Origin of the sequence: Pedobacter jeongneungensis (assembly GCF_039538295.1) — a bacterium.
GTDB classification, from domain to species: domain Bacteria; phylum Bacteroidota; class Bacteroidia; order Sphingobacteriales; family Sphingobacteriaceae; genus Pedobacter; species Pedobacter jeongneungensis.
On the sequence record NZ_BAABBY010000005.1, the window covers coordinates 286,229 to 299,523 of the forward strand.

Below are 13,295 nucleotides of genomic sequence, written 5' to 3' on the forward strand. Positions count from 1 at the left end.
AAAGCATTGCACGCAACTAATATATTAGTTTTATATTCGGGCAACAAAACCAAACCTTATCTATGACACGTCTATTCCTCTCGTTGTGTTTTTTAGTATTGATTAGCTCATACTCAAAAGCACAGGGCCTTCACACCATTAAAGGCCGAACGATTGACACCGCATCTACCACCCTTTTGTCCGGAACTTCCGTTGCAATTTTAAATGCAAAAGATTCTACACTGGTAAAATTTACCCGAACAGCCGAAAACGGCTCTTTCGAAATCAGTGGCATTAAAAACGGAAAGTTTATCCTGTTGGTCTCCTATCCAAAATATGCCGATTTTGTTGATCATTTTACCTTAGATTCTACCACTCAGGTTAAGGATTATGGAAAGATCAATCTTACCGGAATGGCTAAAATCCTTTCTGATGTAATTATTAAAGGAAACCGTACTGCTATAAAAATTAAAGGCGATACCACCGAGTTCGATCCTAAAGCTTATAATATTGAGCCAAACTCGAAAGTAGAAGACCTGATTAAACAGTTTCCAGGCTTTCAGGTAGATAAGGACGGAAAAATTACCGCCCAGGGCAAAACCGTTCCAAAGGTACTGGTAGATGGTGAAGAGTTTTTCGGCGATGACCCAACTTTGGTAACCAAAAACCTCAGGGCAGATATGGTAGAATCGGTTCAGCTGTATGATAAAGCCAGCGATCAGGCCAGTTTTACCGGTATTGATGATGGCGAGAAAACCAAAACGCTGAATATCAAACTAAAAGAAGATAAAAAGAACGGTTATTTCGGTAAAGTGCAGGGTGGTTATGGAACGAAAGATTTTTACCAGGGACAGGCGATGTTCAACAAATTCTGGGGTAAAAAGAAATTCTCTGCCTACGGTATTCTGGGCAATAACGGAACAGTAGGTTTAGGCTGGGATGACCGCGATAAATACAGCGGATCAAGCGGTTTAACGATGACCGATGATGGCGGAATGTATTTTAGCTATGGCGGTGGCGATGATTTCGATTCGTACGATGGCAGGTATAACGGGGTGGGTTTGCCGGTGGCCAGAACAGGTGGCTTGCATTTCGATAATAAGTGGAACAAAGACAAAGAATCGATCAATACCAATTATAAAATCGGGTCGATCAGGGTAAAAGGCAGCCGGAATTCCATCAGCCAGAACAATTTAGCTTCAGGAACGCAGTTTAGCACTTCAGATGAAGATTTTGATAACGACATGTTCAGGCAAAAACTGGATGCGACTTACGAAATAAAAATAGATACCACCTTAACCATGAAAGTGAGTGTTGATGGCGCCCTGAAAAAAAGCAACACTTCAAACCATTATGTAACAACTACAAACGGAGAAAACGAGTATTTCTTAAATTCATCAGATAGAACGGTCACCAATAAGGCGGATGATCAGAATTTCAATATGAATGTGTTGTTAACCAAAAAACTGAAGAAAAAAGGGCGTACATTATCCTTAAATCTTAATCAGTCGATCAATAAAAACAGTACTGAAGGCTATTTGAACTCTGAAAATAAACGACGTATTATAGAAACGGGTGCAATCGTAGACAGCCTTACCAATCAGTTTAAGGTAAACGATATCACAAACAATTCGTTTAAGTTAAATACAGCTTATACCGAACCGCTCTCTAAAACCTTAACGGTAATTGTGAACTATGGTTTGACGTTAATGAATGGGAAATCAGACCGCAGGTCCTTCAATCAATCTGGTAGCGGCAGGTATGATATTTTAGATACATTATTCAGCAATAACTTCGAACTGAACCAGACCATTAATCAGGGAGGTGCCATTTTCAACTATAAAAAAGGTAAAACGGTAATCAATTTCGGCTCTAAATTTAGTGGGGTAAACTTTAAACAGGATGATCTTTACCACAACAGAACGTACATCCGGAATTTTGTAAATTATATGCCTCAGGCATCTTATCAGTATCGTTTTTCTCAGCAAAAATCGCTTAGAATTAATTATAATGGTAATACCAATCAGCCTTCGCTTGATCAGTTGCAACCGGTTAGGGTAAACAACGACCCTTTTAATGTGGTTAAAGGAAATCAGGATTTAAGGCCTTCCTTCAGAAGCAATGTGAATGCAAGTTATAACTCCTATAAAGTGTTAACCAATCAATCCATTTGGTTAAGCGGTTCTTATAGTTTTACCTCAAATCCGATCATTAGCGATGTGAATACCGATGGTGCTGGTAAGAGTACCTACAGTTATATCAATTTCTCGGATAAAATGCAGACCAACTTTTACCTGTACGGGCAGGTTGGCCGGAAAATTAAGCTTCTGGACATGAACATTGGTTTAAACCTGGATGCGAATGGAAATTCTAATTATAACTACATTACCACTAACCAGGGCAGGACATTAAACAACACTAAAAACTATAATTATGGCGGAGGATTAAATATTTCAAAATATGTAGAAAAGAAGTATAGTTTTTATGGCCGTTTTGGTCCGACTTATAACATGTCGAGGGTAAGTATTGGTACAAACAGTGATGGATGGGGATTAAGTGGCTATTTCTCCGGAAATGTGCAGTTACCGGTTAAATTCGAAATCTCAACTGACGGAGAATACCAGTATAATGGAAAAACACAGGTGCTGAACAAGAGTTTTGAGCGCTTTATCTGGAATGCCTCACTGGGTAAAAAATTCTTCAAATCTGAAAATTTAAAATTTGCGGTAACCGTAAATGATATTTTAAACCAGAATGTTGGGTTTGATCGTTCGGCAACCAATACCACCATCAGAGAAACCCGGAATACCACCATTCAACGGTATTTTATGTTCTCGGTATCATGGGATTTCAACAAAATGGGCGGCGGTATTAAAACACAGAAATAATTATGAAAACTACACTAAAATATATTATCCTTTTTGCTGTTATTTTCATCAGCAGCGATCTTTTTGCCCAAAATATCCACTTCGTGCAAAATGGTGTAATCGAATTCGAAAAAAGATCGAATATATATGCGTTGATTAAAAAGAAAATCGATAAAGACAATGAAAGTTACATGAATGAGGCTTTCGAGTTGTACAAAAAAAATAATCCTCAGTTTAAGGTTGCCAAAAGTACCTTAAGTTTTACCCGCGATAAAAGTTTATATAAATGGCCACCGGTAGAAGAAACAGCAAATAACAACTGGATTTCATCTGATGCACTGGCTGATTTAAAAAATACAATTGCCACAAATTTCGATCAGCAAACCAGTATCACGCAAAAAAATGTGTACGAAGAGGTGTACCTGGTTAAAGATAGTGTGCGTAAAATAAACTGGAAAATTACGGATGAAACCCGTGAAATTGCCGGTTACGAATGCCGCAGGGCAAATGCCATTATTATGGATTCGGTTTATGTAGTGGCTTATTACAGCAACCAGATAGCGGTTTCCGGCGGACCAGAATCTTTTACCGGCTTACCCGGGATGATTTTAGGTTTAGCCTTGCCGCACGAAAATGTAACCTGGTTTGCAACTAAAGTAACAGAGATCACCGTGCCCGAAAAAGACCTGCTGGCACCCACAAAAGGAAAACCAACCGATAATAAAGGATTAAAAGCAATATTACTTTCGGCAATGAAAAACTGGGGGCAATATGCACACCCTATTTTTAAAGCCTTTTCGCTTTAGCGCCATGAGGTTCTTATAATTATGCTATTTTAGCATAATCAATAAGATAACATGTACAGCGCACTTTATAACCACATTAATAGATTTATAGATTTGAGTACCGGTGAGCAGGAGATTCTTGCACCGATGCTCAAATCTTTTTCTGTTAAAAAGAAAGCCTTTTTGTTAACCGAAGGACAAACCTGCAGGGCCAATTATTTTGTGGCGAAAGGTTGCCTGAGGCTTTATTTTATTGATATTAAAGGTGCAGAGCAAACTACCCAGTTCGCCATCGAAAACTGGTGGATTACCGATCTCACCAGCTTCCTTTTTCAAACCCCTTCCGAATTTTATATTCAGGCAGCAGAAGCAACAGAAGTAATTGCCATTGAGCATCACCTTTATGATGAGATGTTTCATAAACTACCCAAACTGGAGCGGTATTTCAGGTTAATTTTACAAAAGAACCACCAGGCTTCACAAAGGAGGATAAAGTTTCTGTACAGTCAAACCGCCGAAGAAAGATTCCGCCATTTTAATAGTTTGTTCCCCGAATTTGTACAACGGGTACCGCAATATATGCTGGCATCTTACCTGGGCTTTACACCTGAATTTTTAAGTAAGATCAGAGCAAAGAAATAGTGCCTTGTTAACCCCCGCAAAGTACTTAAGACGGATTTGAGCTTATTGATTCGTCATTTCGACTAAAGCGAAGCGAAACGGAGAAATCTGTAAGTTCTAATTCCGTGGTTCGTGTCTCCACGAACCATTAAGTTATTATATGCGATATGTTATCCGTGGCTAGAATAAGATATTTTTTGTGCAATCTGGTGATTCGTGGAGACACGAACCACGGCAGCAGCAGATTTGAGCTTATTGATTCGTCATTTCGACTAAAGCGAAGCGGAACGGAGAAATCTGTAAGTTCTAATTCCGTGGTTCGTGTCTCCACGAACCATTAAGTTATTATATGCGATATGTTATCCGTGGCTAGAATAAGATATTTTTTGTGCAATCTGGTGATTCGTGGAGACACGAACCACGGCAGCAGCAGATTTGAGCTTATTGATTCGTCATTTCGACTAAAGCGAAGCGGAACGGAGAAATCTGTAAGTTCTAATTCTACTAAGCTATTATATGCGATATGTTATCCGTGTTTCCGTGCATCCGTGGCTAGAATAAGATATTTTTTGTGCAATCTATGATTCGTGGAGACACGAACCGCGGCACGGAAATGACGGAGCGCATAAATTTGTCGCATAGTTTAAATGGCAAACTAACAGGACTTTTAAGCTTACTTAGCGCAATTTGCGAAGAAATTTACGTGTTTTCCGGTTAGAAATCCATTTCTTAAACTACATTAAGTTTTTTGTTTTTTATGATGCCGACCTTTACATCGTAATCAAAAAACAAATAAAATGGAAAACAGAATTGATATCCCAAAAGTAGAGCCTGCAGCTTATCAGGCCATGTATGGTTTAGAAAAATATTTATCAACCAGCAAACTGGATCCGATCCTTTTAGAGCTGATCAAAATGCGTGCTTCTCAAATTAACGGCTGTGCATTTTGTTTAAACATGCACTCAACCGATGCACGTAAAATCGGCGAAACCGAACAACGTTTATACCTGTTAAACGCCTGGAAAGAAACCACTTTGTTTAGCGAAAAGGAAAAAGCTGTTTTGGCTTTAACAGAAGAAGTAACTTTAATTAGCCACCACGTTGCTGATGCCACTTACCAGAAAGTAGCAAGCTTTTTTAATGAGCAGGAGGTAGCGCAGATTATCATGGCCATTGTAACCATTAACGCCTGGAACAGGCTTGCTATTACTGCAAAAGTAATGGTTGGGTAGATATTTTCAGACCTCGCAGGTTTCTCAGAACTGCGAGGTCTGAACCTAACAGAGATGCCCTCAGGTGGCTCAGGTGGTCGATATTTTTTTGGAAAACAATGGTTCAGTACCTTTTGGTCACTGTAGTCCTGCTATCCCTTCAAGTCCTTGCTCATGCTTCGCTTCGGGCTTTCCGTCCTATCAGGTTTATTTAACAAAAGTCAGTTGTTTTAATACTAACTATCAAGACTTCGCAGGTTTCTGAAACCTCCGAGGTCTAATTTTGTCCTCCGTTAATCTTCTTCAATTCCTCATATACCAACCTCGCAACTTCTTTAGCTCCCTCTGGCTGGAAATGCGTGTTATCCTTCTGCCCTTTCAGGTAAGCTTCGTATTTGCCCGAATCTAAATTCATAAAATAGTGTTTGCTTACAAATTCGTTTCCTTTAGTGGTGAAAAAATCAGCTGAAAGTGAAGTAAGATCGATTATGGGCACATTTAATTCTTTGGCCACATCTTTTACAGCCTGCGGATATTCACCATGCGCACTGCCCAGTTTACCGTCTTTCCAGGGATAATTTCTGGTAACAGGAGTAATAAGGATGGGTAAAGCACCTTTAGCCCTCGTTTCTTTTACATACATCCTTAAAAATTCTTTATAACCGGCAATAGCTACATAACGTTCGGGTTTATCTTTGGCTGCATCATTATGCCCAAACTGGATCAATACCAGATCATTTTTGTCTAAAGTGGATAAAACATCTTTCCATCTGCCCTCTTCAAAAAAAGTCCGGGTGCTTCTGCCGCCTTTTGCTTTATCAATAACCAATGCACTATCGCTTTTAATCAGATTAGTTAATTTCTTTAAGCTGTCTTTAGCTAAAAATTGCTGAAAAACCTGCCCCCAACCCGTAATCGGATATTTTTTCTGCATATATCCATCTTCCAAAGTATAATCAGCAACCGTAGAATCGCCGATCAAATAAACTTTAACAGGTTTAGTTTTCATGATGAAAGACATGAATAAAATAGCACCAAATGCTGCGATCAGAAATTTGTATTTTTTCATCCTATTTTATTTTAAAGTTTCTACACGGAACCAATCATACTCAGCAATTCCTGAATCATTCGTTTGTGTATCTCTGGTGGCAAATATTCCCATTTTGGCCCCAATCCATTGCCCGGCTGTAGCCTGAAATTCATCACCTGCATTACTGAAATTTATTCCATCTTCGCTAAAACTGAACTGGCATTTTGCGCCGGCCGAAACTTTTACGCGCAGATAAACCAGGCTCGATTTCAATTTCGTAATCTCTTTTTCATTCTCTGCTTTTCCCTTATCCGCATTCTGGCAAACACCATACATGAGGTACAACCCATCTTTTTTGCTTTTGATGCTCATTTGTGCATAACTTCTTCCCATAACCACTAAGCCCGTTTTTTCATTTTCCAATTTAGGATTAGGTTTAAACAAAAGTTTTGTGGTTGCCATAAACTCATCAGCAGGGAATTTCTGCATCAATAAATTCGGAACATCCCACAGGTTTTTCGCTTCATCAGGCATCCTGGCCGTATATAATTTTAATATTCCTTTAGCCGCATCGGTAAATAGCCAGGTTGGCTGCGGGTTCGCCTGCCATTGCCACTGCAAACCTAATTTCGCAGCATTAAATTCATCACTTTCTGCCGGAGTTTCAATCGGGTACACCTTGCCCACATTTGGTTTTTTATAAGTAGCCACAGGCTCGCCTTTTCCGTTGCCATCTTTATCAATACCGATAACCGGCCAGTTATTTACCCATTTCATAGGCTGTAAATGCACCACTCGTCCGTAGGCATCTTTATCCTGAAAATGCAAAAACCAGTCTTCACCGGTTTGTGTGTTTACCCAGGCGCCCTGATGCGGCCCGTTAACAGCAGATTTTCCCTGATCCATCACCACTTTCCTTTCGTACGGACCGTAAACATTTTTGCTCCTTAAAACGAGTTGCCAGCCTGTAGAAACTCCTCCGGCAGGTGTAAATAAATAATAATAACCATTGCGTTTGTAAAATTTTGGCCCTTCAATGGTCGGGTCTAATTCGTGTCCATCGTACACAATTCTACCGGTTTCCGTTGCCTGTGAACCATCGTTGTTGAGCGGCATAACAGCTAATACACTTTTAATCCCCGCACGGCTGCCGGCGTATGCATAGGCCAGATAAGCCCTGCCATCTTCATCCCACAGCGGGCAGGGATCGATCAAACCTTTACCTGCCGCGACTAATTTAGGGGCACTCCATTCGCCTGTAATGGTTTTGGCTTTCGTTAAATAAATGCCAAAATCGGGATCCGGGTAATAAATGTAAAATTCGCCATTACGGTAACGGATAGCAGGGGCCCAAACACCGTTGCCATGTTGTGTTTTTTCAAAATGTTCGAAAGGAGGCTGACGTTTTAAAGCATGACCAATTATTTTCCAGTTCACCAGGTCTTTCGAATGTAAAATCGGTAACCCCGGAATGGCATCAAAACTGGAGGCAATCATATAAAAATCGTCACCTACGCGGATGGCATCCGGATCAGAATAATCGGCATTGATTACCGGATTTTTATAGGTTCCGTTCCCCTGATCGGCAACCCAAACTTTAGAAACATATCCTTTATCCGGCGTTTGCTGTGCAAATGCATTTATAGTAAAACTTAAAATTAAGATTGAACAGTATAGATATTTCATCTTACAATGATGTTTTTAATATTTGGTTATTGCAGCGTTCCTTTTTTCCTGCGAAGGCGGAATCTTAATGTGGCTAGATCGCTTAATTGTCAATTAGCCTGCCAACAAGATTAAGCCTTTTTTTATTTTAAGGCAAGCTGATATTGTGCAATCGTTCCCGACATCGTTTGCGATGTTTAATGTTTGAAAAATTTCTTTCTGATGAATATTAATGTTTAAAATTGTTCATCATATATTTTAAAACACGGCTGCGTTACAAAGTTTATACTTTTACGTGGCCGATTTTAATTTTAGCCTAACCAAATTAATATGAAAGCAATCATCCTATTTTTTCTAGTAGCTGTTTCTTCTGCGGTTTACGCCCTGGATATTAAACCCGATTTCGTGGTGGCAGCCGATGGAAGTGGAAATTTTAAAACCGTGCAGGAAGCCATCCACGCGGTACCTGATTTCAGAAATAAAACCACCATAATTTTTATTAAAAAAGGCATTTACAAAGAAAAGCTGGTATTGGCGGCTTCTAAAAAGAATGTAAAGTTCATCGGCGAGAGCCTGAATGAAACCATTTTAACCTACGATGATTATGCCCAGAAAAAAAATACTTTTGGAGAAGAAAAAGGCACTTCGGGTTCATCAAGCTTTTACATCTATGGCGAAGGTTTTTCTGCAGAGAACATCACTTTCGAAAATTCTTCTGGTACGGTGGGGCAGGCTGTAGCCATTTGGGCTGGCGGTGATAAACTGATTTTTATCAATTGCAGGTTTTTGGGCTTTCAGGATACACTTTATACTTATGGAGGCAATAACCGCCAGTATTATAAAAACTGCTACATCGAAGGAACAGTCGATTTTATTTTCGGCGCCTCTACGGCCTGGTTTGAAAGTTGTACCATTTTTTGCAAAAAAGCGGGCTACATCACGGCTGCTTCAACAGCTGATACCACAAAATTTGGCTACGTCCTCAACAGATGCAAAATAAAAGGAGATGCTCCTGCCAATAGTTTTTACCTGGGTCGCCCCTGGAGGCCTTATGCCAAAGTTGCCTACCTCAATTGCGAACTACCCGATTTTATCCGTCCCGAAGGCTGGAATAACTGGGGTAAAGAAAGCAACGAAAAAACGGCTTATTACGCTGAATATAAAAGCACTGGCAAGGGTGCCGATCCTAAAAACAGGGCCAATTGGTCGCACCAGTTAACGGATAATGAGTATAAGGCTTACATTTTGGAAAACGTTTTCCGTGGGTGGAATCCGGAAGCAAAATAACTGGCGTAACTATCTGTTTTACAGCTGTTAATGAGGTTTTTAAATTGATTTTCTTGTCCGGGTTTCCGGTAACGATTGCATAGATTTCTCTTCTGTTTTAACTGCAAACAACGTACACTTGTTATTACAATAACCAAGTATAATTTAACAACGCGAATAATGAAACATATTTCTGGTCGTTTATGCCATATTAAAATAGCGCTCGCATGCTTAATTTTATCTTCTGCAACGGCTATGGCTCAACAAAAGCAAAGCTTACCCGTTATTCAGCAGGTTAAATTTAAAAAAGATACGACGAGCATAGTAAGTTTTGGTGCAAAAGGCGATGGAATTATCTTAAATACCCAAAGCATTAATAAAACCATTGCCAGCGTGAGCCAAAAAGGCGGTGGTGTGGTGTTAATTCCATCCGGCCTATGGTTAACCGGACCTATCGAATTAAAAAGCAATGTAAATTTACACTTAAAACGCGACGCGATTCTTCAGTTTACTGCCGATTTTAATCAATATAAACTCGTTCAGGGAAATTGGGAAGGTCAGCCCGCATGGCGCAACCAGAGCCCGATTTCGGGTGTAAACCTCGAAAACATTGCCATTACCGGCAGCGGGATTATTGATGGTAACGGTGGTGCCTGGCGCATGGTTAAAAAAGATAAACTCACCGAAACACAGTGGAAAAATCTCGTTGCATCGGGCGGAATCGTTAAAGCTGACGGGAAAATGTGGTATCCGTCAGAGAAAACCGTTAAAGGTTCGAATACCAAAAATGCCGGCGTAATTGAAGCAGGAAAAACTGCGGCAGATTATGATGATATCAAAGATTTTCTTCGCCCTAATTTATTGGTATTAACGGGCTGTAAAAAAGTGCTTTTAGAAGGCGTTACTTTTCAGAATTCGCCGGCGTGGAATTTGCACCCTTTATTATGCGAAGATTTAACTTTAAGAAATTTACAGGTAAAAAATCCATGGTTTGCACAAAATGGTGATGGTGTTGATGTAGAATCGTGCAAAAACGTATTGATTGAAGGCAGCACTTTTGATGTTGGCGACGATGGGATCTGCATCAAATCTGGCCGCGATGAGGCCGGACGTAAACGCGGTGTGCCAACCGAAAATGTAATTGTAAGAAATAATATCGTTTATCATGCCCATGGCGGTTTCGTAATCGGTAGCGAAATGAGCGGTGGTGCTAAAAATATCTGGGTGTACGATTGTTCTTTTATCGGTACTGATATTGGTTTGCGTTTTAAAACAACGCGTGGTCGTGGTGGTGTGGTAGAAAATATCTACATCAATAACATCAACATGATCGATATCCCTGGCGAAGCCATTTTATTCGATATGTATTACGCTGCCGTTGATCCGGTTCCTCTGGCTGGCGAAAAACGCGAAGCTGTTAAAACGGTTACTGTTCCCGTTACCGAAGCCACGCCCCAGTTCAGGAACTTTTACATTAAAGATGTAGTAGCCAATGGTGCAGAGAAAGCTATATTTTTCAGGGGATTACCTGAGATGAATATCAAAGATGTGCATCTGGAAAATGTAACCATAAAAGCTAAAAAAGGCATCGAGATTATTGAAGCAGCAGGAATTTTCCTTAAAAATGTAAATGTAATTACAGAAGATACCAGTCCGGTAGTGATGATCCAGAATGGCTCGAATATTAACATCAGCAACCTTATTTATCCAGCTAACAGCAAAGTTTTATTTGATGTTTCAGGCGAAAAATCAAAAGGTGTAAAAATTAGCGGAACCGATGTTTCCAAAGCAAAAACAGCATCTGTTTTAAGTACAGAAGTAGATAAAAAAGCACTGGAAATTTCAAAATAATTGAAAATGAAGAAATCAATCTTATATAAAGCAGCTGCACTTATCGGTTTTTCCATTTTAACACAAAGTGGATTCGCCCAAAAGAAACTCTCGGAACAGTTAACCCTGACTGCCATGGAACAACTATGGCAGGATACAACGGTTTTAAAAGGCCCAAAGGGACCGAGATGGAGCTACGATATGGGTGTGGTTTTAGAAGGTGCAGCAGCAGTTTGGCGCAATACCGGCGATGGAAAATATTTTAAATATATCCAGAGTTCGATGGATGCATATCTGGATAAAGAAGGCAATATCACTACCTATAAACCCGATGATTTTAATATCGATAACATCAAAAACGGTCGGTCATTATTATTACTGTTTAAAGTTACCGGGCAACAGAAATACCTGTTGGCAGCAACTAAATTATACGATCAGTTGCAAAAACAGCCGCGTACCAAAGAAGGTGGCTTTTGGCACAAGAAAATTTATCCAAACCAGATGTGGCTGGATGGTTTATACATGGGCGAACCTTTTTACGCAGAATATGCAAAGCTGATGAAAAAAGATGCGGCTTTTGATGACATTGCCAAACAGTTTATCCTGATGGAAAAAAACTCTCGGGATGCTAAAACAGGTTTACTTTATCACGGTTACGATGAAAGCCGAACCGAACAATGGGCCGATAAAACCACCGGCCGATCGCCAAATTTCTGGGGAAGGGCAATGGGCTGGTACATTATGGCCCTGGTTGATGTGCTGGATAATTTCCCGGCCAATCATCCACAACGAAAAGAATTACTGGCCATTTTAAATCGTACAGCAACTGCTGCCGTAAAATACCAGGATCCGAAATCAGGGGTTTGGTTTGATATTCTCGATATGCCAGCCCGTAAAGGAAATTACCTCGAAAGTTCGGCATCGAGCATGTTTGTATATGGCCTGGCCAAAGGTGTGCGTAAAGGCTGGTTAGCACCATCATTTATGGCTGCTGCAAATAAAGGTTATGCCGGTTTAAAGAAAGAATTTATCGAAAAAGCAGGCGATGAAAGGGTAAACCTCACTAAAACCGTTTCAGTATCAGGCCTCGGCGGAAAACCGAAATATCGCGATGGCAGTTTCGATTATTACATCAGCGAAAAGGTAATTACGAACGATCCGAAAGGAATGGGCGCATTTGTTTGCGCAGCCGCCGAAATGGAAGTAGATCAGTTACCGAAACCGGGCAAAGGCTTGACAGTAACCGTTGATAATTTCTTTAACAACGAATACATGACAGGGCCAACCGGCGATAAAATCCCTTTCCATTACCTTTGGGAAGAAGATGATAACAACGGTTTCTCTTTATTCGGAAAAGTATTTAACGATGCCGGCGTAAAAACGACCACACTTAAAACTGCACCAACTACTTCAAATTTAAAAGGAAGCAATATTTACATTATTGTTGATCCTGATACGGAAAAAGAAACCGCGAACCCAAATTTCATGAATGCCGCACATGCCAAACAGATCAGCGAGTGGGTTAAAGCTGGTGGTGTTTTGGTATTGCTGTTAAACGATGCAGGTAACTGCGAAATTTCAAAATTTAATGTACTGCCCGAAACTTTTGGTATCCACTTTAACGAAGATAGCCGCAATAAAGTACAGGGAACAAACTTTGAACAAGGTGCAATAAAAATCACGGCAGGCAATTCTATTTTCAAGACAGCCAAAAAAGTGTACATCAAAGAAATATCGACCATTGTGGCGAAAAGTCCTGCGGTTTCTGCTTTAAACGATAAAGGAGATGTGATTGTAGCTACTGCAAAATATGGTAAAGGAACAGTTTTCGCGGTAGGCGATCCATGGTTTTATAATGAATATATCGACGGTAGAAAATTACCTGCAGAATTTGAAAATTTTAAAGCCACCAATGATTTAGTGAACTGGCTGATTAAACAGGTGCCAGGGAAGAGGTAAGATTTAACTACAGATGAAAAGGATGAACACAGATAAATAAATATTAGCCGCGGAAAAAGAATTAAATGGTGATCTGTGGGGA

The 13,295-nt window shown here is 40.1% G+C and carries 9 protein-coding genes; 7 read left to right on the forward strand and 2 right to left on the reverse strand.

Going from position 1 to position 13,295, the window contains the following annotated elements; genetic code table 11:
• Positions 1-62: 62 nt before the first annotated feature.
• The 4 genes from ABD769_RS11525 to ABD769_RS11540 all read left to right on the forward strand — a co-directional run bounded on the left by ABD769_RS11525 (position 63) and on the right by ABD769_RS11540 (position 5,484).
• Entirely contained in the window at positions 63-2,867 is a 2,805-nt protein-coding gene (locus ABD769_RS11525; RefSeq protein ID WP_344851561.1) for an outer membrane beta-barrel protein, read from the forward strand.
• 2 nt (positions 2,868-2,869) lie between these two features.
• Positions 2,870-3,652 carry a GLPGLI family protein gene (locus ABD769_RS11530; protein ID WP_344851563.1) on the forward strand — a complete coding sequence of 261 codons (783 nt, stop codon included), beginning with the start codon at positions 2,870-2,872 and terminating at the stop codon, positions 3,650-3,652.
• A 51-nt stretch (positions 3,653-3,703) separates the two neighbouring features.
• Positions 3,704-4,273: a Crp/Fnr family transcriptional regulator gene (locus tag ABD769_RS11535; RefSeq protein ID WP_344851564.1), complete on the forward strand. Its 570-nt coding sequence runs from the start codon at positions 3,704-3,706 to the stop codon at positions 4,271-4,273.
• Between the two features lie 776 nt (positions 4,274-5,049).
• Positions 5,050-5,484 carry a carboxymuconolactone decarboxylase family protein gene (locus tag ABD769_RS11540; protein WP_344851565.1) on the forward strand — a complete coding sequence of 145 codons (435 nt, stop codon included), beginning with the start codon at positions 5,050-5,052 and terminating at the stop codon, positions 5,482-5,484.
• Positions 5,485-5,740: 256 nt separating this feature from the next.
• Here the strand turns inward: ABD769_RS11540 and ABD769_RS11545 are convergent, their stop codons facing one another.
• The gene (locus tag ABD769_RS11545; RefSeq protein WP_344851566.1) at positions 5,741-6,532 is read right to left on the reverse strand and encodes a rhamnogalacturonan acetylesterase; all 792 of its coding nucleotides are present in this window, start codon (positions 6,530-6,532) and stop codon (positions 5,741-5,743) included.
• A gap of 6 nt (positions 6,533-6,538) precedes the next feature.
• The gene (locus ABD769_RS11550; RefSeq protein ID WP_344851567.1) at positions 6,539-8,179 is read right to left on the reverse strand and encodes a glycoside hydrolase family 43 protein; all 1,641 of its coding nucleotides are present in this window, start codon (positions 8,177-8,179) and stop codon (positions 6,539-6,541) included.
• A 309-nt stretch (positions 8,180-8,488) separates the two neighbouring features.
• On the opposite strand from ABD769_RS11550, the gene ABD769_RS11555 reads away from it, so the two are divergent.
• The 3 genes from ABD769_RS11555 to ABD769_RS11565 all read left to right on the forward strand — a co-directional run bounded on the left by ABD769_RS11555 (position 8,489) and on the right by ABD769_RS11565 (position 13,213).
• Positions 8,489-9,445 (forward strand): pectinesterase family protein, encoded by a 957-nt coding sequence (locus ABD769_RS11555; RefSeq protein WP_344851568.1) that lies wholly within the window; start codon positions 8,489-8,491, stop codon positions 9,443-9,445.
• A 159-nt stretch (positions 9,446-9,604) separates the two neighbouring features.
• Positions 9,605-11,275: a glycoside hydrolase family 28 protein gene (locus tag ABD769_RS11560; RefSeq protein WP_344851569.1), complete on the forward strand. Its 1,671-nt coding sequence runs from the start codon at positions 9,605-9,607 to the stop codon at positions 11,273-11,275.
• Positions 11,276-11,281: 6 nt separating this feature from the next.
• Positions 11,282-13,213 (forward strand): glycoside hydrolase family 88 protein, encoded by a 1,932-nt coding sequence (locus tag ABD769_RS11565; protein ID WP_344851570.1) that lies wholly within the window; start codon positions 11,282-11,284, stop codon positions 13,211-13,213.
• The last annotated feature ends 82 nt before the right edge of the window (positions 13,214-13,295 follow it).

Coding starts and splice junctions, on each gene's coding strand:
- ABD769_RS11525 (WP_344851561.1), top strand. CDS start 63: ATGACACGTCTATTCCTCTCGTTGTGTTTTTTAGTATTGATTAGCTCA.
- ABD769_RS11530 (WP_344851563.1), top strand. CDS start 2,870: ATGAAAACTACACTAAAATATATTATCCTTTTTGCTGTTATTTTCATC.
- ABD769_RS11535 (WP_344851564.1), top strand. CDS start 3,704: ATGTACAGCGCACTTTATAACCACATTAATAGATTTATAGATTTGAGT.
- ABD769_RS11540 (WP_344851565.1), top strand. CDS start 5,050: ATGGAAAACAGAATTGATATCCCAAAAGTAGAGCCTGCAGCTTATCAG.
- ABD769_RS11545 (WP_344851566.1), bottom strand. CDS start 6,532: ATGAAAAAATACAAATTTCTGATCGCAGCATTTGGTGCTATTTTATTC.
- ABD769_RS11550 (WP_344851567.1), bottom strand. CDS start 8,179: ATGAAATATCTATACTGTTCAATCTTAATTTTAAGTTTTACTATAAAT.
- ABD769_RS11555 (WP_344851568.1), top strand. CDS start 8,489: ATGAAAGCAATCATCCTATTTTTTCTAGTAGCTGTTTCTTCTGCGGTT.
- ABD769_RS11560 (WP_344851569.1), top strand. CDS start 9,605: ATGAAACATATTTCTGGTCGTTTATGCCATATTAAAATAGCGCTCGCA.
- ABD769_RS11565 (WP_344851570.1), top strand. CDS start 11,282: ATGAAGAAATCAATCTTATATAAAGCAGCTGCACTTATCGGTTTTTCC.